Below are 25,075 nucleotides of genomic sequence, written 5' to 3'. Positions count from 1 at the left end.
ATTCTTTTAACGTATTATTGTATATCCCTATTTGTTATTAATTTTTTACCCTAAAAAAATTTAGGAGTGACACATTTTTATAACAGATTAATATGCCATTTTCTTCTAAAAAAAACGCCTCAACTCGCTACGGTCTTTTAGTGTTTTTAATATTAACATTATTTATCTGTGCTATTTTTTTCTACATTAAATACAGCAAGGTAAATGACCTTACTATCAATATAAAGCAGCTTTCTGAATTAAAGGAGGATTATTCACTAGTAGATACTTGTGTTGTAATGCTTTATAAAGCTGATAATAATTCGAGATTGTATGCTGTTACTGGCAAAAAAGAATACATTAAAAAATTTGCTGCAGACATTAACTTCGTATCGAACATCTTAAACAATATAAAAAATGCGGCAGATGAAGAACATCAATCTGATCCAAAAAATTTAAGCGGTTTAGTTGTTCAAAAGCGAATAAGAACGCAGCTTTATTTAAAGCTCAGGCAATTAACTGATAGTTTAATACAGGTATCAACAGGAATAGACACTTCAGAATCGAGATATAAGATTAATGAGGGTAAAGAACTAACTTATAAGCAGTTGAAAACAATGGTAACTATAGATACCATTAATACCGCCAAAAAAACAGAAGACAAAAAATTTTTACAGCGAGTTGGAGATTTATTCAAGAAAAAGGACAAAAATAAAGCTATTGATACCGTTAAAAGTTATGTAAAAACAGAAGTTAAATTAGATACTTCACTACAAAGTCGAAACTTCAATAAGCTTCAGTTAAAAAACATGAATAATTATTTCCGCAATTTATATGCGGCGAATACCATGCTTAAAAAAAATGAAATTGCGATCTTACAGCTCAACAGTAAAATTATCGATGAAATTGTTTCGTTATTGCAAAGTTACAAAGCTAAAGAGATTCAATTTGCTTATGAAAATAAAACAGAGCTAAAAAATAACATCGATAAAACAGTTAATAGTATAGATAAGATTTTTGTGCTTAGCTTGGTTCTTTTGGTAATCTTAGTTTTGTCTATACTTTATAATTTATGGAAAATTTTTCAAAATGAAAGCGAATTAATCAACCACAGCTTAAAAGCTTCTCAGTATGCTAGTTCTAAGAGTAGATTTTTAGCCAATATGAGTCATGAAATTAGAACACCTTTGAATTCTGTTATTGGTTTTTCTGAACAGTTAAGTCAGGGGCAATTAAACTCGCAACAAATAGAACAAGTAAGTGCAATAAGAAGTTCTTCTGTAATGTTGCTTGATGTTGTAAACGATATTTTGGATTTTTCTAAGTATGAAACCGGTAAAGTAAGTTTTGATAAGATTTCTTTTGTTCCTTTTGATGCCATAACAGAAGTTTGTAACAGTATAAAAATACAAGCAACCAATAAAGGTATAATCCTGAAAAGTGAAATATCATTTAAAAGAAATTTCTGTTTTTCTGGAGATTCGCTCCGTTTAAAGCAAGTGATAATGAATTTGCTTAGCAATGCGATTAAATTTACCGATAAAGGTTCTGTTACGCTGAAAGCGGATGTTAATTACACTTCAAAAAAGCAAGGGTTCTTAAAAGTTCAGATTATTGATACCGGGATTGGTATTGGTAATGAAGATCTCAACATGATATTTGATGAATTTGCACAGGTTTATTATTCATCTACTAAAATTAAACAAAAAGGAACTGGCCTGGGATTAGCGATTTGTAAAAGAATAGTAGAGTTTCAGGGTGGTGAAATAGGTGTAACAAGTGAACTTGGAAAAGGATCAATTTTTAGTTTCCAAATCCCTTATGAAGTATGCCTTACAAATAAGGCTTTAAACAATGAAATTATTAGTAATGTAGAAGTTGTAGGGGTAGAGAATAAGCGCATTTTATTGGCTGACGATAACAAAATGAACATCCTTTTGGCCCAAACGGTACTAAAAAAATATAAAATACACAGTGATGCCGTTTACGATGGCAAAGAAGCACTTGAATTATTTAAGCTCAACACCTACGATTTGGTTTTAACAGATATACAAATGCCAGAAATGGGAGGAGTTGAATTGACGAGAAACATCAGACAAAATCCTGATAAATTGAAAGCCAGTATTCCTGTTTTAGGCATTACGGCAAATGTTTTAGAAGAAGACAGGAAGAAGTATATCGAATCTGGTATCGATGATTTAGTGTTGAAACCATTTTCTGAAAGAGATTTAATGGAAAAAATTGCAGCCTATTTAAAGAAAAATTAAACTTTCTCTTCCGGGTTATTAACCGTATCCTCGGGATGTTGAGGAGGTAACACATCTACTTTTTTCTCTATAACGATAGTTTTTAAGTGGACTGCGTATTTGCTTGGAGAAATGCCATCAGTATATTTTTCGGCATAAGCTTGAGTAAACTCAGCTCCAAAATATAAAATAACTGAAGTGTAATAAATCCAAACTAAAATCACGATGATAGAACTAGCGGCTCCGAAAGCTGATCCTGGATTTCCTTTTTCTATGTAAATGCCAATTGCATATTTACCTAAACTAAACATTAATGCAGTAAACAATGCGCCAATAAGTGCAGGTTTCCATTCTAAATCAACATCGGGTAAAACTTTAAAGATCACGGCAAAAATTATGGTTACAACCGCCAATGTTAAGGCATTAGTTAAAATCAGCATAAAGAAACCAGAAACTTCTTCAATTCCAACTCTTGAAGCATAAATTTCTAATTTGCTCCCAATACCCACAACAACACTATTAATAACGAGTGAAACCAATAGCAAGAAACCTAATGAGGCAATTAACGAAAATGATAATAGACGGTTGGTTATTAACTTCAGCCATCCTTTTTTAGGTACCGCCTTTACTTTCCAAATTAAGTTAATACTATCTTGTATTTCAATAAAAATAGCTGATGAACCTACCAATAAAGTAATAATACCAATGATTAAACCAAAAGTGCTTTTACCTGAAAGATTAGCATTATCTACAAATCCTTTTAATTGATTTGCAGCGTCAACGCCAATCATTTCGCTAATCTCACCGAATAGCTTGGTATTCGGATCCATGTTATCACCCAAAAAAATACTTACGGCAGATATAACGATAATAATTAATGGTGTTAAAGAAAATATGGTATAATAGGCTAAGGCAGCACTTAACTTCATTACTCTGTCTTCAACAAAGCCTTTTCCAGCTGCAACAAATAAGTGATATAATACAATAAAAAAACTTCTAATCTTTTTAATTAAACTCATACTATTAAAACGGGTAACCAATTCCTATGTTTAAAATGAAATTTTCTCTTCTCCAAGTTTTACTTCCAAAATCAATATCATTTAAAACCCAACGCTGTCCATCAGGTAAAAATGGTTTTCTTATTGGAAATGCACCATCTAATCTAATCACAAAAATTTGAGCATCAACCCTTAAACCAGCACCTGTACCAACAGCCAACTCATTAAAAGCCCTATTAAGTTTAAAACCAGAACCTGGTCGTCCAGTATCTGTTGTTCCAGGCGTTCCTGTATCTTCTTTCCTTAACCAAATATTACCTGCATCAACAAAAACGGCACCATGTAAAACACTAACAATTTTAAATCTTAACTCAGTGTTAAGCATCATTTTTATATCACCACCTTGATCAGAGAAAGTTTGGTCATCAGGTACTTTATAGGTTCCAGGTCCTAAAGTTCTTGCTCTAAATGCTCTTATGTCATTACTTCCACCAGCAAAAAACTGACGAACAAAAGGTAATGTAGTAGTATTACCATAAGCCAAACCATAGCCTAAGTTTAGTCTACTTGCCCATGTTACGTTTCTGTTGATCTTATAATAGTCCCTAAAATCTGCCTCAAATCTAACAAATCGGTTCAGAGAAGTATTAAATAATTTTCGTTCTCCTAAATCATTTTTTGATACAAAAAGTCCCCATAAATTACCAGAAGTTTCTACTCCACCGTTAAAGTAATAATTATTTCTCCTATATGTTTCCATTTGGTTTGAGAAGGTGAAATTATAATTACTTCCAATAATGAATTGATTTTCTAATAAACTTCTCAATACTGGATTAGCCTCAAATAAACTATCTCTAACAGTTGTGGAAGGGAATCCAGCTTGTACATAACTTACAGAGATTGGGTTAAAAGTATGTTCTTTACGAGCATTTTCTTTCCAATTGTAGCCAAATTCTGCTTTAAAAGCATTTAAAGAATATTGAGATCCTCTATTTAGCAGTTGATAAGAAAGTGAGGCTACTGTTTTAGGAATAAAGGCATTGGTAGATTTTGGTTTATAATAAGGCACAATAAATTGCGGGAATGTTAATTTGGCTTGCAAGGTTAGCGAGTATGAATTTAAACCTCTTGCCAAACCGCTATATTGCGTTTCAAAACCACCACTTGCACTTACATCTAACTGTTCTGCACCTCTAAATAAGTTTCTGGTGGTTTGAGTAACTTTTACTTCAGAACCTACAAAATTGTTCGATTTGTTTGTTCCAGTTACAGAAAAACTTAATGAATTTTTCTTTAACGGAGTTAGAAAAATATTTAGATTAAGCTGGTTGTTTTTAAAGCTATCAATTGGCAAAAACTCAGCCCTAACATCTCTAAATGCGCCTAAATTAACCATTCTATTTAATGATTGATTATGGTCTGTTCTGTTATAATTTTCTCCTTTTTTAAAGAAAATTAACCTATCGAACAATTTTGGTTTGAAGGTATTTCTATCATCGTAAATACTAAAATCATTATATTCAACAGGAGTTAATTTTCTTAACGCACTATCTCTCCTCAAATTGTAATTAGGATAAATATTGATGTTTTTAATATTGTAAGGCTTAAGACTTGCATCTGGCGTTGTATTTTTTACCGCTACATTTATATCAACCAAATTTTTACCAATTGTACTGTCAACTTGTAATATCAAATGATCAGGACTAAAATAAAAGTATCCGCTTTCTTTTAAATCATTATCAATCCTTACTCTTTCATTTTTGTAAGTATCTAAATCGTAAAAATTACCAACTTTTAATAAGGTTTTATCTTTATTTGTGTTGATGATTTTTGTTAAAGTACCAGTATCTGGAGGAAAAGTTATGCTGTTAATTTTATATCTAATCCCTGTATTTGCGGTATAAACAGCTTTTCCTTTTTTACCATTTATTATCGTATCTCCAGTTACATCAGCTTGTAAATAACCCTGACTTAGTAAATAACTTTCTAATACATCATTATTATATTGAAGCTTTACCTCACTTAATAAAACAGGTTTTTCGCCAATTTTATTTTTTAACCAATTACCAATTCCTTTAGGTTTTACGGTATCTGGCGCTAAATTGTGGATCAATAACTTCCATTTTATGCCTAATAACGATTTATTTGGCCTCGGACGAGTTTTATTCTCTAAGGATGTTTTAATCTCCTTTTCATTATCAATTTTTTTGCTTGAATCAGGATTAATGATTACATCGGCACCAGTATATAAATATTGACCTGGTTTTAATCTTTTAGTAGTGCTACAACCAGCTAAAACCAAAAAAGCTAAGAATATAAAAGTAGGTTTAATTAGTTGTTTCATCTTTTGGTTTTTGTTCTGTTTGGTTTCTTAATCGTTTTGCTCTTTTTTGAAATATCTCTCTAAACTTATTGTAATCTACCACTAATGTAAATCCAACTCCAGTTTCTATAATCTGTCCATCAACAATTCCTTCGTTTTGGTCGCGTCTGTAAAATCTTAATCTATACCTTCCATCATTTGATAAGGCATAATCAATGTTTACATTACCAGCAATATTCGAATTATTTTCTCCTTGGGTTCTAGGTCCTTCTAAACCGAATGAACTACCAACGGTAATTGTTAATCTATCATTCAATAATTTTTTAGATAAACCAACTTCTAAATCCGTTTTTTGCTCTAAAGATCCAGTTGAATAATCTTCTGAAGAGTTGACGCCGAAATTCAAATCTACACCTTGTATTAAATCTGATGCTAAATTATTTAACTGCTCAGTTAACAATTTACTTACGCTAGAGCGGGCTAAGGTAGAAACACCACCGCCACCGCCAGCTAAACTCTGGAAAGGATTGTTAGCTATAAATCTATTAAGCGCTAGCAAGGCAAAAACTTGTTTGTTTAACTCACTTTCATCTCTATTAATAATGTTTAAACGAGTTTGGGCTAAACTTCCAATTGCTGATGTACGTTCGTTTTCTGGCAATTCTATTTTAAATGAAATGCTTGGTTTTAACAACTCATCTTTCATGTAAAGGTAAACCTGAAAAGGCATTTTAGTTTTAGCTTGTACGTTTTCTGGCTCGTTTAATAAATCAATAGGAGCAGCCAATACTTCATATAGTGCAGTTAAATTTACTGTGGCTGCTGTTGGTTCTCCCGTCCAAATAATAGTACTACCAGCAACAATTTTAAATGGTCTTTTACCTAAAGGAGCAACCGTTAAACTATATGAACCATCTACAACTTCGTAACGGCCAGTCATGCTTATTTTACCACTTGGGTCTATCGTTGCATTTAAATTAGCTTCACCTCTAATATTCAATTGATCTCCATTTTGAGGATCAACAACCACATTTAATTCTGCCTCTGGATCTGTAGTTATTGCAGCAACTAAATTAATACCAGTAAGTGGCGATTTGCTCACGCTATCAGTTGTTAAGGGTTTTTCGCCATTAAAAGGAGGAGCATCTTTATCAATAAATTGTACAATACCATCTTGCTCAATTACTGATGGATCTGAAGTTGGCAAAGCATAAAAGAATTTTGTTCCCTTATCAACCCTAACATTCATATTCACATCTGGCTGGTTTAAATCTCCACGAACTTTAATGTTACTGGTTAGATAAACAGTTCCATAAATCATATCATTATCAGCTGCGGTAGAGTTTATCGCCCTAAAATTATCAGTGCTAATGTCTAAACCAAATCTTATATTTTTAAAATCAGTTGTAAAGATATTACCATCAATTATGGCTTTCTTGCCTAAAGAATCAATCAAGGTAAAATCATCAAATCTTATACCCTGATTGTTAAAAGTAATTTCTTGAGTTGGCATCGTAAAGTACGAATTGATGTAGGCAACATTAAACGCAGCATCATTAAATTTTAAAGCGCCTAATACTTTCGGAGCAGTTGGTTCGCCTTTAACAGTAAACTGCCCAGTAATGGTTCCCTTACCTTGTCGTATTTGGCCCATACTCACACTTTCAATTTGAGTTAAATCAATTTTATCAATATTAATGGCCAAATCTAAAGCACTTTGCGGTGCAGTATAGTAAAAACCACTAGCTCTTAATTCATGTACACCTTTTAGTCTCACATCAACTTCAAAAGCGTTGTTAGTATTGTTGTTTACCAAAAGACTTAATTCGCCAAGTTCATCTTTTTGGTAACGTAATTTGTTGATGTTTAAGTTTGCCTCAAATTTCGGGGTAGATGCTAAATCTTTAACATCAACTAAACCATTTATTGTTCCGCCAACTAAAGCAGTATCAGCATCAGCGAATTTGGTTAAGGTTTCAATTTCAAAGTTTTTAAACTCAACACGCAGTGGAGAATTTGGTGTATTGTTTATGCTATTGATACTTAATAATTGAGTTCCTTGACTTAAATTAAATTGATTTGCTAAAATGCCTGATTGACCGAATTGAATATAGTTTTCTGGAGCTACGGTCCATTTTTCGTAGTCTAACAAAAGTTTATTTGGGTCGAGGTTAAACCTGAAATCTTTATTAATCGACTGGAAAATACCTGCAATTACATATTTATCTCTTCTTTGTCTGTCTCTTAAAAAGACGTTTAAATCTAGCTTGTTATTTGCAGCAGCTCCAGAAATTTCAGTGTTAAATAATACAACAGAAGGACTTTGGATACTGTTGATCGTTAAACCATAATTCAATTTTTGGTTGTTGTTATTTACCGCAAGGCGGAGGCTGTCTACATTAAAATCTCCATAAACTACTTTCGGAAACGATGCATTCATAATTAAACTATCCTTCTCGGTGTCTATTAGTCCGCTCATTCTTGAAGGCAGAAAAGTTTTAAGTTCGGGAACAAAATCTTGTAAAAATTTAGGATTGTAAAGATTTACTGCAAACCTAAAACGCTGATCAGGGATTTGAACAACCTCCCCAAATTGATAATACTTATTGATCTGATTAATTACCGCATTTCCAATTTTACTCAATTGATATTTACCATCAATTTTAGCGCTTAAAAGCTCAGATTTTAAACTTAAACTGTTTGATGTTTCATTAGAAACTGCATTAACCTGAACTGTATCTACATTAAATCTCTTTCCATCTTTTACGAGTTGCAAACCTGTAGCATAAACATCTCCATTTAAATAATCTACATCTGCAGTAGTAATATTTGCTCTAATATTTCCGGCAACTTTAAATTCAGTCGGACTAAAATTTAATTTTTGTAAATCGATTTGTTTTAAACCCACATTAGCTTTTATTGCTGGGTATTTTCCTGCCAAATTAATTTGTGCATCTAAATCGAAATTGGCATTGCTATCGGGCATGTTACCTTTAATTTTAACCAATTGATTAGCATAGGTGCCGCTCATTTTTAAGTTACGGTAATTATATTTATTGTAAACCGCACTAATTACGTTTGCATTAAATTTGGCATTGATTTTCTTTGGATCTAATCCTGTTCCAGCCACATCAGCTTTAACAGTTACTCGACCGATAGTAGCTTGTTGTTTCAATAATCTGCCTACATTAAAATTATTTAAGCTCACATTAGCTTTATAACTTTCTCTCCCTTTGGGACCTTTCATGCCTGCAACAATTACGGCATTACCCATATCAGTTTGGATATTAAGGTTGGTGTTAAAATCCGTCATTGAACCTTTAAAATTACCTCTAGCATTTATGGCGTTTGGTAATTCTATTGATGGAGGCAGCGAGCTTTTGGGTACAATAACCAACAAATCAGCCTTAGTTAAACTAAACCTTTTAATATTTAAATCTAAATAGGCTTTATTTACATCTGGCAAACCTTTAGCAATTCCGCTAATGTCTATTTGTGTGTTTTTTAAACCATTAATTTTTAGCTGAGCGATATTTAGGTTATTCATGAAACCATTTACATTGGCATTTAATGTAATCTTCTCGTTTCTATAATTAGCCGGAATTGCATCACTAAAAAATACAGCATCTCGTAAACCAATAACTGTGTTTTTAAAGTTTAAGCTTAGTTTAACACGCTCAGGATTTTTTGTTAAATCGTCTAATGATGTAAAGTTTAGCTCTGTGGTATTTTCTATACTTGTATTTGGAGTTCTTAAAACAAAGTTGGCTAGCTTAATCTGCTTATCCGTATAGGTTGCATCGCCTTTTAATTCATTTAAAGCAAAACCACTTTTATCTTTAAAAGAGCCGTTGTTTACTTTTACCAATATACCGCCATTTGCAAAGGTTAAATCACTTGCCCCAAAATCCAAATCGGTGATTTTTAGATGGTTAAAATCTAAACCTTTTGCTGGTTTTGCTCTCAAATTATCGAATTGAACAGCATTATCGTTAAAATCAACTTTCTTTAAAAATAGTGCCAATGGCGATGATTTTTCGGTAACGGTATCTTGGGTTTTAGGTAAAGTATTTGCTGGTGCAGGTTTAAATGCAAATAAAATATTCGATTTGTTTAATCTTGCTTCATCAGCATCGTATTTGCCATTTGTTAAATCTACTTTTAAGTTTACTAAACCCAACTCATTAATATTGGCAATAGCTTTGGTGGTACTTAATCTGTCATCGTAGTTAACTTTAACATTGCTAAATTCAAAATCCTGAATTTCGATGTTTGGCAGCTTGCCTGTAGTTTTTTCGGTGTCATCAACACTTTTAGTAATCTGTTGTACCAGTTCAGTTAATGGTTTTTGCTGCAGGTAATTTAATGAGGTGTTTTTTAAACTAAGTGATTTGATAACATAGTTTTGGTTGGCTAAATCGAAATTTTTTATTTTAGTTTTAAATTCTCCTAAATAAAGTTTAACATCATTGCCTGCAACATCATCTCTGTAAGTAATGCCAATATCTTCGAACAAAACTTTATCAATTCTAAATTTAAGTGGGGCTGATGTTGTATCTACTTCTGGATCTTTTTTCTCTTCGCTCATAAAGGCATCAACCAAAAAAGAAAAGTTAAAAGTAGTATCCGGATTAATTCGTTTTACATTTGCCCGTATTGTTTTTAGCTCAATGTTATTAATCTCGACGGTGTTTTTTAAAAGTTTAAATAAACTAATATCTACCTGCAATTTTTCGGCATAAAGTAAGGTGTCGCCTTGTTTATCTTCGATGTAAAATTTATTTAAAACAACATCTTTAGGCAAAGCAATCTTTATACTTTCTAAGCTAACTTCGGTGTTAGTTTTGTTTTTAAGGTAGGTTATGGCTTTATCTTTTACAAAATTTTGAACTGCTGGAATATTCAGTGATACTGCCACCAATACAACAAGAAGGATAATGCTTGCTATTATCCACAACAAAATTTTAAGACCTTTACGTAAATATTTATTCAATTGAGATGAATTTTTGATGGTAAATTTATTTTTATTGCTAATACTATGCCATTAGTATAAAAAATAAACAACGGTTAAATAAAAAAGTTCTTTAGAATATGAAGAAAAAATAGCTTAGGTTTATAGCCCGCAAAATATTTTGGGATTAAGGAATATGGAAGTACAAAATTTTACGATAAGTTATGAGACTTTTAACAGCATTAATCAACTTGAAGCAGTAGATCAGCAATTATGCTTAAAAGCCGTTGATGCAATGGCAACTTCGCATTCTCCCTATTCAAAATTTAAAGTTGGTACGGCAATTTTATTGGCAGATGGCGAAATTGTTTTAGGAAGTAATCAAGAAAATGTAGCTTATCCATCTGGTTTGTGCGCAGAGCGAGTTGCACTTTTTGGTATTGGTGCTAATAAACCAAATGCTGTAATCAAAAAAATGGCAATAACTGCTCAAACAGAATTATTTAAAATCGTTAATCCGGTTACTTCTTGTGGTGCTTGTTTGCAAGTAATGATAGAAGTAGAAAAAAGGCAAAATTCACCTATTGAAGTGTTTTTTTATTGCATAGGTGGACAGATTTTAAAAGTGAAAAGTGTTAAGTGCTTAATACCTTTTGCTTTTGTGGAGGATAGGTTGGGTATTTAATTTTTTGAACCACCTAAGAAACTTAAATTAACCTTAGATAATCTTTGTGCTTTCCGAATTTGGAGAAATCTGATTAATTGATGATCTCTGAATTTTTACCTCAGACCACGGTGCAACTTACAGCTCTTTTAATGTCCTTGGGTTTCTTAGGTGGTTTAAACATATGCACAATGCAACCCCAAATAATTGCACAACATTTTATTAAATAAACCCGATGGCAGCGAACACGCAGCTGAGGAACGAGGCAAGTAAAGCGTACAGCGGGACGAACGCTACTAAGAACTCCTGTTTTTGCTTTTCAAAATTTCTTAATTATTGATTTTAACTCATTCTAAAATCTAAAATCCGACATCGTAAATCTATTTCACAGCTTGTTAAAAACTTCCTTCGTTAATTCTATTTGCAAGCCTTATATTTACGCATCCCAAATACTTTTATAGCGAATGAGTGAAGAATTAGACCAAAATTTAAACGAAGATGCCTTGCCGGATAATCCGGAAAATAAACATTCGGTTATACCCATTAACGGACTTTATGAAAACTGGTTTCTCGATTATGCTTCTTATGTAATTCTGGATAGGGCGGTGCCGCACATACACGATGGTTTAAAACCTGTGCAACGCCGAATTATGCATTCGCTTAAAGAAATGGATGATGGGCGTTTTAACAAAGCGGCCAACGTAATTGGGAATACGATGAAGTACCATCCGCATGGCGATGCCTCTATTGGCGATGCAATGGTGCAAATTGGTCAGAAAGATTTATTGATTGATTGCCAAGGTAACTGGGGCGATCCGATTACTGGAGATAGCGCTGCAGCACCAAGATATATAGAAGCCAGGCTATCGAAATTTGCTAACGATGTTGTTTTTAATGCCGACACTACCATTTGGCAACTAAGTTACGATGGTAGAAACAGCGAACCTGTAACCTTGCCGGTTAAGTTTCCATTATTATTGGCACAAGGCGCAGAAGGTATTGCCGTAGGTTTGGCGACCAAAGTTATGCCGCATAATTTTGTGGAACTGCTGGACGCTTCGATAGAAATTTTAAGAGGCAACAGAAGTAACATTTTGCCCGACTTTTTTACTGGCGGAATGGCCGATTTTTCTAACTACAACGAAGGAATGCGTGGTGGTAGAATTAGAGTTAGGGCAAAAATTACCGAGAAAGATAAAAAGACTTTGGTAATTACCGAAGTTCCATATAGCACCACCACAGGTTCTGTTATTGATAGTATTTTGGCCGCCAATGATAAGGGCAAGATCAAAATCAAAAAAATTGAAGATAATACCGCTGCTAATGTAGAAATTGTAATTCAGTTGGCGCCTGGTATTTCGCCAGATGTAACGATAGATGCATTGTACGCTTTTACAGCCTGCGAGGTTTCAATTTCGCCGAATACCTGTATCATCAAAGATGATAAACCTCATTTTTTATCGGTTAATGATATTTTAGAGCAAAATACTAAGCACACTAAGTTTCTGTTGAAACGTGAGCTGGAAATCCGCTTGCACGAATTACAAGAGAAAATTTTCTTTAGTTCGTTGCTTAAGATTTTTATTCAGGAAGGGATGTACAAAAACCCTGAATATGAAAATGCAGCAGATTTTGAAAGTGTGGTTAGGGTTTTAAATGTATTATTTGATCCTTTTAAACCATCATTATATAGAGAAATTTTACCAGAAGATTTTAAAAAGCTGATTGATAAGCCGATGAGTAGCATTACTCGTTTTGATGTGAAAAAGGCCGATGAGCAAATGAAAGCTTTGGAGGATGAAATTAAAGTGGTAAAAGGGCATTTACGCCACTTAACCGATTATGCAATTGCTTGGTTTCAAAAACTTAAAGACAAATACGGAAAGGGTAGAGAACGTAAAACAGAAATTAGATTATTTGATAAAGTTGAGGCTAGTAAAGTTGCTTTAGCAAATGTTAAACTTTATGTAAACAGAGAAGATGGTTTTGTTGGCACAGGTTTAAAAAAAGATGAATTTGTTGCCGATTGTTCTGATATAGATGAAATTATCGTTTTTAGAGAAGATGGAAAGTTTATTGTAACCAAAGTTGCCGATAAAACTTTTGTGGGCAAGGGGATTATACATGCCCAAGTGTTTAAAAAAGGCGATGAACGTACCATTTACAATATGATTTATAGGGATGGTGCCAGTGGAACGAATTATGTAAAACGTTTTGCCGTTTTAGGGGTTACTCGCGATAAGGAATACGATTTGACAAAGGGGTCTAAAGGTTCTAAATCGTTATATTTTACTGCAAATCCTAACGGAGAAGCAGAGGTTGTAACCATACAGTTAAGGCCACACTCTAAATTAAAGAAATTGCAATTTGATTTAGATTTTGCTGAAACTGCCATAAAAGGGCGTGCCTCGCAGGGCAATATCGTATCAAAATATCCTATTAAAAAAGTGCTGTTTAAAAGCAAAGGGGTTTCTACCTTATCGGGATTAAAGATTTGGTATGATGAATTGCTTAAGCGTTTAAATGTTGATGGAAGAGGTAAATATTTAGGGGAGTTTGATGGCGATGATAGAATTTTGCAAGTAAATGCTGCTGGTTGGTATGAACTAACTTCATTTGATTTGAGTAACCACTTCGATCCGGGTATTGTTTTGATGCAAAAATTTGATCCTGAGCATGTTTATGGTTTGGTACATTATGATACCAAAGCCAAAAATTATTTCGTAAAACGATTTGTATTTGAATTGCAGCCTGCCGGAAAGGAAGTAAGTATTATTAGCGATGAGCCAGGTTCTAAAATGATTTTTATTACGGGCAAAGCCGATGCTCAAGTGCAAATTGATATAGAAAAAGGAAAATCAAAAACTCCTGAAACATTGGTTGTAGATTTAGCGGGTTTAATCGATGTTAAAGGCTTAAAGGCTAATGGTAACCGATTATCGCAACATGATATAAAACAAGTTGCATTAATTGATGCAGAGCCAGAAATTGGCATTGAACTCGTTGAGCCAATTGTAGTTGATGATGTTGAACCAATTGCTGTTGATGGTAACGTAGATCATTCGGCCACGGAAATTGATGGTGATGAAGAAGGAATAGAGACTGAGGACAAGATTATTGAAGTTGAAGCAGCTCCAGTTGTAGAAATTGAAATGCTAGAAATCGGAAAATCAGTTAAAGAGGAGAATGAAAAGGTAGAAGAGAAGATTGAGCTTCCGAAAGTTAAGAAACCAATATTTAAGTCGGAACCTATTAAAACTGAACCAAAGCCAGAAGAAAAAATGACAGAGACAAAAGTAACTGTTAAGCAAGATAAACTTATTGATAAAACAGAAGAAGCAGCTAAACCTGTTAAAAAAATAGATTTAGAGATTACCAACCCTGATGATATTAAAATTGACGACAAAGGACAGTTAGGATTTTTTTAAATTAGGACTTTAATTTCTTCAAATAAATACACAGAATAGGCACATAGATTTAAGTTGTATGTGCCTATGTTTTAAATAATACTTTGGTTTTACCAATTTAAATCTATATTTGCCTTACTCAAAGGGGTGCTTGTAAAATTGCTCAAAGTTTTGCAGGCTGAGATTATACCCAGTTTAAGGGAGGCCGGTAAATGGTAAAGTTTTAAGCTTAGCATAGCGCTAATCTAAAATCGTAAATCTAAAATCGTAAATCCTTATAACGCACCTGATGCGGATAATACCGACGTAGGGAAGAGGTTAACAGCCAAACTACTGTTTCGCCCTGAAAGCAGTTTTCTATCATTTTTTATCGCCAAATGGCAAAATGTATCGAGAATGGAAATTCAGGAATATCTACGTTTGTTTGTAGAGCAAATTAAAGCAACTTCTTATTTAGAATGGTTTGCAGTCAGTTTTGGCGTTACCGAAGTGCTTTTGGCTAAGCGCAATAACATTTTGCTTTATCCTGCCGGGATAATAGGCATTCTACTTTCATTGTATTTAAAACTGAATGCTCGTTTATATGCTGAAAGTTTATTGAGCATGTATTACTTGGTAATGAGTTTTTATGGCTGGATTATTTGGTCTAAAAGAAAAGCGAAAAATGAAGTTTTACCGGTTAGTTGGATGAGCAAACAAGAATATAAAATTGCTTTTGCAATTGCCATTGGCGGATATTTTATCTTGTATTATGCATTAGTAAATTTCACCAATTCTGATGTGCCGATTTTAGATGCTCTTGTATCATCAACTGCTTGGGCAGGAATGTGGCTGTTAGCTCGACGTAAAATAGAGAATTGGATTTTTCTAAACGTATCGAATATTGTTGCCATCCCACTGTTGTGGCATAAAGATTTGGTGCTCTTCTCTTTGCTCACACTGTTCTTATTCATCGTAGCTATTTTCGGCTACTTCGATTGGAAAAAAATTTACCAGAAACAGTTTGCAGTTGTCAATTAGCAGTTTGCAGTTTGCAATTCGCCATCAACAGTTTACAATTCGCATTTCGCAAACCTTGCAACTTTACAACTTAAAACAATTCAACAATTCAACAAAACTATGCAACCACAAACACCTACTTGGCAACAAACAGTTCGAAACTTAGCAGCTCAATCAGAGGCATTAGGTACTTTACATCCAGATGTTTTGGAAATTGCTTACCAGCAAGAATGGTTTAAATTGTATGTGCCTAAAGTTTACAATGGACCGGGCAAAACTTTACCAGAGATCTTACACTTACTCGAAAACTTAGCTTATATAGATGGTGGTTTAGGCTGGACAGTTACATTATGCAGTGGCGCTGGCTGGTTTGCAGGTTTTTTAGATCCGGCACTGGCGCAAGAAATATTTGCAAATAGAGCAGCTTGTTTTGCTGGTAGTGGTGCAGTTGGTGGTACAGCCATTAAAAATGAAAATGGTTATTTAGTAAATGGACATTGGAAATATGCTAGCGGAGCTTTACATGCAACCATTTTTACAGCAAATTGTAAATTGATTAATGCAGATGGATCGGCGATATTATCAGCTGGAGGAGAGGAGGTAATTAAATCTTTCATTTTACTCAAAGAAGAGGTTGAAATTTTGCCAGGATGGTCTTATTTCGGATTGGTGGCAACAGGTAGTCACGCTTTTAAAACGCAAGATTTGCAAGTTCCTGCGAATAGAACATTTAGTATAAATAAAGAAATTAAGGTTGATATCCCCGGATTTGACTATCCGTTTTTACAACTGGCAGAAACTACCTTAGCGGTAAATAGTGCAGGCATGGCTAAGCATTTTTTAGAATTGGTAGAGTTTTCATTTTATGGAAGAACGGGATTAAAAAGATATAATTCTGAACAAATTACATTTTTTGAAAAAGAATTGGATCATAGTAAACTCGATTATGATCAAGTTAAGAATAGCTTTTATAGAGTATTTGACAACTCCTGGCAAAGTTTAATGAAAAATGAAAAAATTGAAAATGAATTGTTAGCTGAAGTTAGTTTACTAAGCAGAAAGTTAGCGCATACTTGTAGAAGAATTACCGATACACTTTATCCTTATTGCGGGTTAGAAGCTGCAAAAAAAGACAGCGAAATTAATAGAGTTTGGCGAGATATACATACAGCTAGTCAACATGCACTCTTAACTTTTGAAAAATAGAAAGTTACAATTCTTTATTTTTCATCAATCTCAGATTTTTTTGGTAGTTAGCAATAGACTTTCCTTCATTTACAGCAAGGTCAATTGCGATTTGTTCTGTTTTAATTGCTTGTTCGAAATATTTAAGTTGATAAAGAATATGAGCTAGAGTGTCATAGTAACTACTGTTATTGCTCAATTCAATTGACCTAGTACTCCAAGTTAGTGCCTTTAGCAAATAATTGATGTTTTGTGTTCCGGTCTCATAAAAATCCCAAGCTGCGCTATTTAATATGTTAGAATAAACATTTGTGCTGTTTACTGGAATAGATAGAATAGAAATTTTCCTTTCTTTTGTGCCCATCGCGGCTACTACCATACTGTCTTTAATGGTTTTTATTATTGTTGGAGTTGGATAGGGTAAAGTTTTTAATATTTCAGATTTACGATATCTATTTTCAAGTTTGTTAATTGTATCTGCGCTAAGTATCATGTAATTTGTATCGTAAAATGGCACTGCGTTTTTAAGAAAATTAGCTGTATCACCTACACCTTTATAATATCTTAGCATTGTAGAGTTATAATTTATATGCCCATAATTTCCAGCTAAGTCTTTTAAATAATCTGATAATGCTATAGCACGTTTTATATTTTTTGTTTTGATAGCACTATTCATAGAATTATTGGAAATGGTTGATCTTACATTTGCAAATTTTCCTCCTGAACTTTGTTTGTAAACAGAATAAATATGTTGTTTATTCGAAAATGCTACTTTAAAAGCTTTGCTATCAGCATAGGGCCCAGCTTCTAAAATAAATAATACAGTTTCGTAAGTGTTTAATTGGTTAACAGGTAATATTTCAACATATTTTTCAATTAATTCAGCATTATCTGTAATGCCTATAGCCTTGCGTGTATCAATAAGCTTCCTTAAAGCATTACTATTCTTTGGGTCAGAAATATATAATGATTCAAGTTCTGAAATCGATTTTTCATCTTTTTTTTCAAGAACCTTTTCTAACATAATAACGTATTTTTCGGCAACAGGTGAGTAGCCAAATTCTTTATAAAAAACGTCTTCGTTAGCGTGTAAGAAAAGGAATGTAGGAGTTATATTAATTTTATATTTTAAGATCAGATGTTGGGTAGATGGATTATCTGTTGAAGTTTCATAAACTACAAAATTGTCTTTCATCAATTTTAATAACTCTTCAGTGCGCAAAGTAGATTTTGCTTTTTTTTCTAGAATTGCATCAGTGTTGTTTTCGATTACTAACAATATTGGCTTCTTATTGAGTCTGGAAAGTTCAAGTGCTTTTTGGTAATTTTTAGCACTGCTAATTTCTTGTGCGACAGCTAAAAATGGAGTGATGAATAGGATTAAAGCACAAAAAACTAGTTTCATTACATTGTAAATTTGTATCAATGTAGCTAAAAAAAAATCCCCATTCAAATTTGAAGAGGGATCTAATCTATTTATGTAAGTTTTACTGATACTGAATATAACTAGGGATTGGTTTTAGCTTCATTAATTCTTCGGGTGTCATTAAACGTTTTGGTTCTTTCTTTAAATCATTTTTATAGAAAATTTTAAAGCCAGTAAACTGTACTGGTTCGCCATAAATAAAGTGACGGTAAGTGCCCAATTTCAAATCTGGTTCTCCCCATCCATCCATGTGCATTACTACTTGTACTTCTGGTCTTAATTTAATGCTCTTATAGTTCGTAACCATCTTTTTTGTAAAACGATGCACAACAAAAACTTTAGGCGTTAAATTATGTTTTTTAACAAGGTCTGCTAAATATCCAGTTACATAATTTAAATCAGCAGCATCATAAGTGCCAATTTTCTTACCAGGAAGAGAGCCATCTTTCATAGAAAATTCTGGATCTATTCCTAAATGCACATTAGGCATAATTAAGTATTTTTCGATGTGGGGTAATTCTGCTTTAATATTACTCAATGCAACTTGTAAATCTAAAAATACAATGGTGTTTGGTCTCATTGCAGCAATTTTTAAAACAGAATCAATCTGTTTATTGCCCATTCGGTTTATGTATTTTCCATCTTTACCAGGTGTACCACTAGCTACAGCTGCAATATAATGTAAGCCAGCTTGTACTGGTGTAGCGGGATCTACTTTTTCCCAATGTCTAATTTCTTTGTTTAAACGAGACCACATTTCTTTTGGTGCATACTCGCCCAAAGCTCCCATTTTTTTAGAGTGTAAGTTTCCGTAATAAACCACAATACGTTTAAAAGGTAAAATTGCACCATCTAAAGGATAAGGCTGATTTTTAACTGGCCACTTGCCTGTTGTATCGCCATTGGCTAATTTGTTTATAATCTCATTGTATTTGGCGGTATCTACTGGTGCACGTAAATTTTCTTCTTCAACTTTAGTTGTATCAGTTTTAGCTGTTTTTTCACCTGGCTTTTTTGCATCAGAAGTGCATTGGTTAAAAGCTGTAATACTTGCAAAAGCTATAAATAAGCCAACAACATTTTTTGTTATTTTCATGGGTTTTTGTAATTAAAAATTGATATTCTAATATCGTAAAAGTACATTTTTTAACAATACTGGATTGTTAAAATTATCCACACCTCAACTAATTGTTGATAAGCATTTAAATTTATACCTTACTATTTAAATTTATTGAATTTACCGAAAACACCTAACGGTAATTTTACACCAGATGTAGCTTGCAAATATAATTCTCCAGTTTCTAGGTTTTTTACTTGCGGATAGGAAGTTTTGATCAAGTTTTCTACAATAACAGATGAAAAACCTAACGAATAGGTATTCAGAATCAAAAAGTGCTCTTCATCATCTAACAATTGAACAACATCTTGCATCATTTCTTGAATATGGTCTTCTAATTTCCATTTTTCTCCATTAGGACCGTGGCCAAATGCAGGCGGATCTAAGATAATTCCATTGTACTTTTTGCCGCGTTTTAGCTCACGTTTTACAAACTTTAAAGCATCCTCTACCACCCATCGCACATCTTTTAAATTTGATAATTCTTGATTTTCGTTGGCCCAATTTACAACCTGCTTTATCGAATCAACGTGAGTTGTATCAGCTCCCGCTGCTTTTGCAACTAGTGATGCGGCACCAGTGTAAGCAAAAAGATTAAGTACTTTCGGACTAGGAGTTTTAAATTTTTTAATAGATGATGAAATATAGTCCCAGTTAACTGCTTGCTCCGGAAAAACACCAACATGTTTAAAGGAAGTTAAGCCTAAGCGTAAATTAATGCTAATGTCGTCATTTTTATAATTTACATTCCAACGATCTGGTACACTTTTATCGGCTTTTAACCACTCGCCACTTGTTGCAGAGCGCCCTTTAAAATTAATATGTGTTCTTTTCTTCCACTCTTGTGGAGATAAAACCTTTTTCCAAACCGCTTGTGGTTCTGGCCTAGACAATACCAAATTGCCAAAGCGCTCTAATTTTTCAAAATCGCCGCAATCTAATAGTTCGTAGTCTTTCCAGTGAGTTGGTGTTAAAAGGCTTATCATATTGAATTTTATGTAATTATTCTAAACGTCAAAGTTATTCAAAATATCTCTATTCTATAGAACACATTGTCGGTTTAGTAACAAAGGAGGATTAAAGTTTCCCTTTTGCAGCTTTCATAAAGCGACTGGCAAATACAAAATCATTCAGTTCTGCAATATCAGTTTTCGAGATTTCTTTGTTAGAACCTTCCCAGAATTTTTTTCCCTCGTGCAAAAAGATAATGTAGTCTCCAATACCCATAACCGAGTTCATATCATGCGTTACAACAACAGTGGTGGTATTATATTCTTCGGTTAATTCTTTAATTAATTCGTCAATTACAATAGAAGTTTTAGGGTCTAATCCAGAATTTGGCTCATCGCAAAATAGATATTTTGGATTCATGGCAATTGCTCTGGCAATACCTACACGCTTTTTCATCCCTCCAGAAAGTTCGGCAGGATAGAGCTTATTTTTACCATCTAAATTAACACGTTCTAAACAGAAATTGGCTCGGTCTAATTTTTCACTTCTACTTTGTTCCGTGAACATATTTAAAGGAAACATGATGTTTTCTTCCACAGTCATCGAATCAAATAGTGCAGATCCTTGAAAAAGCATGCCTATTTCTTTTCTAATTTCAATCCTTTCTTCGAAATTTAGTTGGGTAAACTCTCTATCATCATACAAAACACTTCCTTGTTCTGGCTGATGTAAGCCAATCATACATTTCAACAAAGTTGTTTTTCCAGAACCCGAACCTCCAATAATTAAATTGGTAATCCCTTCTTTAAAAGTGCCTGAAATTCCTTTTAAAACTTCATTATCGCCAAACGATTTGTGGATGTCTTTAATCTCGATCATAATAATAATTGGGTTACCAGATAATCACAAGCTAAAATACTTATACAACTTACAACAACTGCACGTGTACTAGCTTGGGCAACTTCTAAAGCACCACCTTTAACATAAAAACCTTCGTATGCAGGTACAGATGTGATGATAAATCCAAAAACAAATGCTTTTGTTAATGCAACTGTAATGGTATAGGGGTTAAAATCGGTAGTAATACCTTGTATATATTCTGCTGCAGTTACAGCTCCAGAAAGCGTGCCGCCAAAATATCCGCCAGTAATACTTAATACCATAGATATTATTACCAAAACAGGAACCATAGTAATGCCGGCCAATATTTTAGGCAAAATTAAATAGCCTGGGGCATTAATGCCCATAATTTCTAAGGCATCAATCTGTTCAGTTACTCTCATTGTGCCTATTTCTGATGATATAGCCGAGCCAATTTTACCTGCCAAAACAATTGCACTAATTGTTGGACTTAGTTCTAAAATACTCGAGTCGCGATTTACAGAACCGATAATTGTTTTTGGAATTAAATCGCTTACCAATTGAAAGGCGATTTGTAAAGTCATTACCGCTCCAATAAACGTAGAGATGATACTTATTAAACCCAAAGAACCAACACCAATAAAATCCATTTGCTGAAAAATAGCTTTTACATATATTTTAGTTTTCTCGGGTCTTCTAAATACTGCTTTTAACAACAGTATGTACTTGCCAAAATTGGTAAAGTTCATTTAATAAAAATTAGCTAGTGTAATTACAATATTATACAAAGAAACAACAAAAAAAGTTCTGGCTTTGTGTGTTTATTAAAAAATATTATTGTTTACCCGTTTAAATACGCTTTTTTTGCTTTATATAAACATTTCTAAGATTTATGAATGCTATAATTACTGGAGCAACAAAAGGTATTGGTAAAGCAACTGCCTTAAAATTAGCACAAAGTGGATACAATTTAGCTTTATGTGCCAGAACCGAGGCCGATTTGATAACGTTACAACAAGAATTGGAATTATTTAACGTAAAAGTTTTCGTAAAAGTTTCAGATTTTTCTCGCAAAGCTGAAGTGTTATCTTTCATAGAATTTGTAAAATCTAGCTTCAATAAAATTGATGTTGTTGTAAACAATGCTGGTGTTTTTTTGCCAGGAAGTTTGCTCGATGAAAATGACGAAAGCTTTGAGTTTCAGCAAAACCTCAACTTAAATTCAGCTTATTATTTGGCAAAAGAATTTGGTAAAATAATGCGAAATCAATCATCTGGGCACCTATTTAACATCTGCTCAATTGCTAGCAAAGCTGTTATTGGAAATGCTGGCAGTTACAGTGTAACAAAAACAGCGATGCTAAGTCTTAATAATGTATTGCGTAAAGAATTAGCTCAGTACAACGTTAAAGTTACGGCAATTTTGCCAGGTAGTACATTAACAGCATCATGGGATGGAACAACAATTAACCCAGCTAAATTTGTACAACCAGAAGATGTTGCCAATGCCTTACATGCTATTTTAAATTTAAGTAGCGGAGCAAACGTTGATGAAATTATCTTAACGCCTTTAAATTTTTAGTTTTTACCAATAGGAGAGGAGATCGTTATGGAAAAGAGATTGTTTAGAAATGAGCACGATAAGGTAGTAGCAGGTGTGTCATCTGGTTTAGCAGAGTATATGCAGGTTGATATTACAATAGTTAGATTGCTTTTTGTGTTGTCAACATTGTTTTTAGCAGGTGGAGGGATTATAGTTTATATCGTAATGTGGATTGTAGTACCAGTTAACAATGATCCAGTAGCTAAAATGAAGAAATTTAATGAGCAGTTTGAAAAGCATAAATCAGCTTTTAATGGCCCATTTGATGCGCCAAAAAATACTGCAGAAACCAAATGGAATACTCCAAATACTGATTTTAACACATTTAATGACATGAACAGCTTTCAAAAACCACAGTCTAATGATACGGGCAGAACCATTGGCGGATTAATCTTATTGGTATTAGGGTTTTACTTTTTGCTCAGACAATTAGATATTTTGCCTCATTGGTTAAACATCTGGAAGATATATAAACTTTGGCCTTTAGCACTAGTGGCAATTGGTATCAGCTTAATTTTTAGAAATCAGCGAAAAACAGAGTGGGATAATTTTAAAAAAACCACGGAAGAGGCTCAAAAAACACAAACAGAAAAGCTTGTTGAGGATGCTGTAGTTTTAAAAGATGATAATGATCAGCCTTTGCCAAACGCTTAAATAAACCAAAATCGTTAATTTTAAAGATACGGAAATGAAATTTGATAGAATAATTTGGGGTGTGCTACTTTTATTTATTGGTGGCGTACTATTATTAGATAATTTTGATATAATTAATTTTTACTGGAGAAACGTTTGGAGTTTTTGGCCAATAATCTTAATCATTCTTGGTGTTAACATGCTTTTCAACAAGAATAATTCACAAACTGGTAACATCATATCATTAGCTATTTTAGTAATCGCTTTATCTGTACTGTTTGTAAAAGGGCAACAAGAGCCAACTAATAAATTTTGGTGGAACAATAATGTTAGGCACAATATAGATATTGATGACGACGAAGACAATGATACTGATGCTGAGAAACTGAGTTTTGTTGAGCCTTATAATGGAGCAGATTCTGCAAAAAAAACAATTTTAAATTTATCGGGCGGTGGTACATCTTTTGATTTAAAAGGTGAAACTGATAGTTTGTTTTTTGCTGAAGTAAGAAAAAGAAATGGTGAATTTTCGTTAACTAAAACCACATCAGATAGTGTAAATACGTTAACTTTTAAAATGCAAAACAATAAAAAAAGTTATTCGTTTGGCAACGGCACTAGTGTTGATGTTCATTTAAATACAAAACCCATTTACGATATGAACTTAAAAATGGGAGCTGGAGAATTGAAATTTGATTTAGCAAATTATAAGGTTAGAACCCTAAATTTTGATGGAGGAGCAGCTGAGCTAAATATTAAGATTGGCGCATTGCTACCAATTACCGACGTAAATGTTAAAACTGGAGTGGCAGATGTTAAAATCGAAATTCCTGAAGGTTCTGGTTGCCGAATTAAAACTAAAACAGGCTTGTCATCTAAAGATTTTACCGGTTTTACTAAAATAAGCGAAGGTTTATACGAAACGCCAAACTATCAATCAGCATCTAACAAAGTATTCATCAACTTTGAAGGTGGCATTAGCAGTTTTGAGGTAGATCGATATTAATCGTTTATAGCTATTCTTAAAAAGATGTATATTAGTATGTTGCTAATATGCATCTTTTTTTTGTCCTAATGTAATCATCCACAAAGCAATGGAATATACAGTTGTAATAAATGGTAAGCCCGAAGGTCCATTTAGTCTCGAAGATTTGAAGAAATTACACATCAGGCCAGATACATTTTTGCGTAAGCCGGGCATGGATGATTATAAAGAAGCCCATCAGATGAAAGAAGTAAGAGAGTTTATGGGCTTTGTTGCTCAACAGGCAGCTCCTCAATATTACGCTTCTTTTGATCAGCGATTTTTAGCCATGGCACTAGATTATTTTTTCGTGATATTGTTTTATGTGATTTTGATGTTGGTTGCCTACATATTTATAGATACGCAAACATTTAAAACCGCGATTTTTGTAGTTTTTCTGGGAGTTGTTCCGTTAACCAAATATATCTATGCTTCAATTGCCGAAGCTTCGGTAAGTCAGGCAACTTGGGGTAAGCGATTAGTAGATATTAAAGTTGGCGACATGTATGGCAATAAACTAACCCTGTTTACTTCTACAATGAGAAACTTCTCCAAAATCTTTTCTAACATTACCATTGGTATTGGTTACTTGTATTGTTTCATGAATAAAAAACAACAATGCTTGCATGATGTTATTGCCGGAACATTAATCGTAAAACAGAGATTGCTTTAGCGTATAAATCATCAACTCTGTTGTTAAAGAAAGCA

Annotated in this window: 17 protein-coding genes; 9 read left to right on the top strand and 8 right to left on the bottom strand. The window is 33.4% G+C overall.

What is annotated here, in order from left to right; genetic code table 11:
- Positions 1 to 92 precede the first annotated feature (92 nt).
- The gene (locus AC07XU_RS15340; protein ID WP_494944519.1) at positions 93 to 2,246 is read left to right on the top strand and encodes an ATP-binding protein; all 2,154 of its coding nucleotides are present in this window, start codon (positions 93 to 95) and stop codon (positions 2,244 to 2,246) included.
- Here the strand turns inward: AC07XU_RS15340 and AC07XU_RS15335 are convergent.
- From AC07XU_RS15335 to AC07XU_RS15325, 3 genes are read right to left on the bottom strand one after another with little or no spacing between them, the layout of a single operon-like run.
- A complete protein-coding gene (locus tag AC07XU_RS15335) occupies positions 2,243 to 3,244 on the bottom strand; it encodes a YihY/virulence factor BrkB family protein (protein WP_494944518.1) in 1,002 nt (333 codons plus the stop codon). The two genes, AC07XU_RS15340 and AC07XU_RS15335, sit on opposite strands and share 4 nt — an antisense overlap.
- A gap of 4 nt (positions 3,245 to 3,248) precedes the next feature.
- Positions 3,249 to 5,567: a translocation and assembly module lipoprotein TamL gene (gene tamL, locus AC07XU_RS15330; RefSeq protein WP_494944517.1), complete on the bottom strand. Its 2,319-nt coding sequence runs from the start codon at positions 5,565 to 5,567 to the stop codon at positions 3,249 to 3,251.
- A complete protein-coding gene (locus tag AC07XU_RS15325; RefSeq protein WP_494944516.1) occupies positions 5,551 to 10,539 on the bottom strand; it encodes a translocation/assembly module TamB domain-containing protein in 4,989 nt (1,662 codons plus the stop codon). The genes tamL and AC07XU_RS15325 overlap by 17 nt, the downstream gene beginning before the upstream one ends.
- Positions 10,540 to 10,693: 154 nt before the next feature.
- On the opposite strand from AC07XU_RS15325, the gene AC07XU_RS15320 reads away from it, so the two are divergent.
- The 4 genes from AC07XU_RS15320 to AC07XU_RS15305 all read left to right on the top strand — a co-directional run bounded on the left by AC07XU_RS15320 (position 10,694) and on the right by AC07XU_RS15305 (position 16,773).
- Positions 10,694 to 11,182, top strand: coding sequence for a cytidine deaminase (locus tag AC07XU_RS15320; protein ID WP_494944515.1), 489 nt, complete (start codon positions 10,694 to 10,696; stop codon positions 11,180 to 11,182).
- A 443-nt stretch (positions 11,183 to 11,625) separates the two neighbouring features.
- Complete coding sequence (locus AC07XU_RS15315) at positions 11,626 to 14,589, top strand: DNA gyrase/topoisomerase IV subunit A (protein WP_494944514.1); 2,964 nt, start codon at positions 11,626 to 11,628, stop codon at positions 14,587 to 14,589.
- Between the two features lie 375 nt (positions 14,590 to 14,964).
- Entirely contained in the window at positions 14,965 to 15,588 is a 624-nt protein-coding gene (gene pnuC / locus AC07XU_RS15310) for a nicotinamide riboside transporter PnuC (protein WP_494944513.1), read from the top strand.
- 99 nt (positions 15,589 to 15,687) lie between these two features.
- The gene (locus AC07XU_RS15305; protein WP_494944512.1) at positions 15,688 to 16,773 is read left to right on the top strand and encodes an acyl-CoA dehydrogenase family protein; all 1,086 of its coding nucleotides are present in this window, start codon (positions 15,688 to 15,690) and stop codon (positions 16,771 to 16,773) included.
- A gap of 4 nt (positions 16,774 to 16,777) precedes the next feature.
- Here AC07XU_RS15305 and AC07XU_RS15300 read toward each other — a convergent pair whose 3' ends face one another.
- From AC07XU_RS15300 to AC07XU_RS15280, 5 genes are all read right to left on the bottom strand, one after another.
- The gene (locus AC07XU_RS15300) at positions 16,778 to 18,157 is read right to left on the bottom strand and encodes a thioredoxin family protein (protein WP_494944511.1); all 1,380 of its coding nucleotides are present in this window, start codon (positions 18,155 to 18,157) and stop codon (positions 16,778 to 16,780) included.
- An 82-nt stretch (positions 18,158 to 18,239) separates the two neighbouring features.
- Positions 18,240 to 19,274: a hypothetical protein gene (locus AC07XU_RS15295; RefSeq protein ID WP_494944510.1), complete on the bottom strand. Its 1,035-nt coding sequence runs from the start codon at positions 19,272 to 19,274 to the stop codon at positions 18,240 to 18,242.
- A gap of 122 nt (positions 19,275 to 19,396) precedes the next feature.
- Entirely contained in the window at positions 19,397 to 20,281 is an 885-nt protein-coding gene (locus tag AC07XU_RS15290; RefSeq protein ID WP_494944509.1) for an RsmD family RNA methyltransferase, read from the bottom strand.
- A gap of 91 nt (positions 20,282 to 20,372) precedes the next feature.
- Positions 20,373 to 21,125, bottom strand: coding sequence for an ABC transporter ATP-binding protein (locus AC07XU_RS15285; protein ID WP_494944508.1), 753 nt, complete (start codon positions 21,123 to 21,125; stop codon positions 20,373 to 20,375).
- The gene (locus tag AC07XU_RS15280; protein ID WP_494944507.1) at positions 21,122 to 21,856 is read right to left on the bottom strand and encodes an MlaE family ABC transporter permease; all 735 of its coding nucleotides are present in this window, start codon (positions 21,854 to 21,856) and stop codon (positions 21,122 to 21,124) included. Before AC07XU_RS15280 ends, AC07XU_RS15285 begins: the two co-directional genes overlap by 4 nt.
- 143 nt (positions 21,857 to 21,999) lie before the next feature.
- Here AC07XU_RS15280 and AC07XU_RS15275 point away from each other — a divergent pair, with 143 nt between their 5' ends.
- The 4 genes from AC07XU_RS15275 to AC07XU_RS15260 all read left to right on the top strand — a co-directional run bounded on the left by AC07XU_RS15275 (position 22,000) and on the right by AC07XU_RS15260 (position 25,040).
- Positions 22,000 to 22,689 carry an SDR family oxidoreductase gene (locus AC07XU_RS15275; RefSeq protein ID WP_494944506.1) on the top strand — a complete coding sequence of 230 codons (690 nt, stop codon included), beginning with the start codon at positions 22,000 to 22,002 and terminating at the stop codon, positions 22,687 to 22,689.
- Positions 22,690 to 22,716: 27 nt separating this feature from the next.
- Complete coding sequence (locus AC07XU_RS15270) at positions 22,717 to 23,364, top strand: PspC domain-containing protein (protein ID WP_494944505.1); 648 nt, start codon at positions 22,717 to 22,719, stop codon at positions 23,362 to 23,364.
- Positions 23,365 to 23,398: 34 nt separating this feature from the next.
- Positions 23,399 to 24,349: a toast rack family protein gene (locus AC07XU_RS15265; RefSeq protein WP_494944504.1), complete on the top strand. Its 951-nt coding sequence runs from the start codon at positions 23,399 to 23,401 to the stop codon at positions 24,347 to 24,349.
- A gap of 88 nt (positions 24,350 to 24,437) precedes the next feature.
- The gene (locus AC07XU_RS15260) at positions 24,438 to 25,040 is read left to right on the top strand and encodes an RDD family protein (RefSeq protein WP_494944503.1); all 603 of its coding nucleotides are present in this window, start codon (positions 24,438 to 24,440) and stop codon (positions 25,038 to 25,040) included.
- The last annotated feature ends 35 nt before the right edge of the window (positions 25,041 to 25,075 follow it).

The organism is Pedobacter sp. GW456-11-11-14-TSB4, from assembly GCF_059424425.1.
This window is presented reverse-complemented; position numbering and strand designations above follow the sequence as displayed.

Coding starts and splice junctions, on each gene's coding strand:
- AC07XU_RS15340 (WP_494944519.1), top strand. CDS start 93: ATGCCATTTTCTTCTAAAAAAAACGCCTCAACTCGCTACGGTCTTTTA.
- AC07XU_RS15335 (WP_494944518.1), bottom strand. CDS start 3,244: ATGAGTTTAATTAAAAAGATTAGAAGTTTTTTTATTGTATTATATCAC.
- tamL (WP_494944517.1), bottom strand. CDS start 5,567: ATGAAACAACTAATTAAACCTACTTTTATATTCTTAGCTTTTTTGGTT.
- AC07XU_RS15320 (WP_494944515.1), top strand. CDS start 10,694: ATGGAAGTACAAAATTTTACGATAAGTTATGAGACTTTTAACAGCATT.
- AC07XU_RS15315 (WP_494944514.1), top strand. CDS start 11,626: ATGAGTGAAGAATTAGACCAAAATTTAAACGAAGATGCCTTGCCGGAT.
- pnuC (WP_494944513.1), top strand. CDS start 14,965: ATGGAAATTCAGGAATATCTACGTTTGTTTGTAGAGCAAATTAAAGCA.
- AC07XU_RS15305 (WP_494944512.1), top strand. CDS start 15,688: ATGCAACCACAAACACCTACTTGGCAACAAACAGTTCGAAACTTAGCA.
- AC07XU_RS15300 (WP_494944511.1), bottom strand. CDS start 18,157: ATGAAACTAGTTTTTTGTGCTTTAATCCTATTCATCACTCCATTTTTA.
- AC07XU_RS15295 (WP_494944510.1), bottom strand. CDS start 19,274: ATGAAAATAACAAAAAATGTTGTTGGCTTATTTATAGCTTTTGCAAGT.
- AC07XU_RS15290 (WP_494944509.1), bottom strand. CDS start 20,281: ATGATAAGCCTTTTAACACCAACTCACTGGAAAGACTACGAACTATTA.
- AC07XU_RS15285 (WP_494944508.1), bottom strand. CDS start 21,125: ATGATCGAGATTAAAGACATCCACAAATCGTTTGGCGATAATGAAGTT.
- AC07XU_RS15280 (WP_494944507.1), bottom strand. CDS start 21,856: ATGAACTTTACCAATTTTGGCAAGTACATACTGTTGTTAAAAGCAGTA.
- AC07XU_RS15275 (WP_494944506.1), top strand. CDS start 22,000: ATGAATGCTATAATTACTGGAGCAACAAAAGGTATTGGTAAAGCAACT.
- AC07XU_RS15270 (WP_494944505.1), top strand. CDS start 22,717: ATGGAAAAGAGATTGTTTAGAAATGAGCACGATAAGGTAGTAGCAGGT.
- AC07XU_RS15265 (WP_494944504.1), top strand. CDS start 23,399: ATGAAATTTGATAGAATAATTTGGGGTGTGCTACTTTTATTTATTGGT.
- AC07XU_RS15260 (WP_494944503.1), top strand. CDS start 24,438: ATGGAATATACAGTTGTAATAAATGGTAAGCCCGAAGGTCCATTTAGT.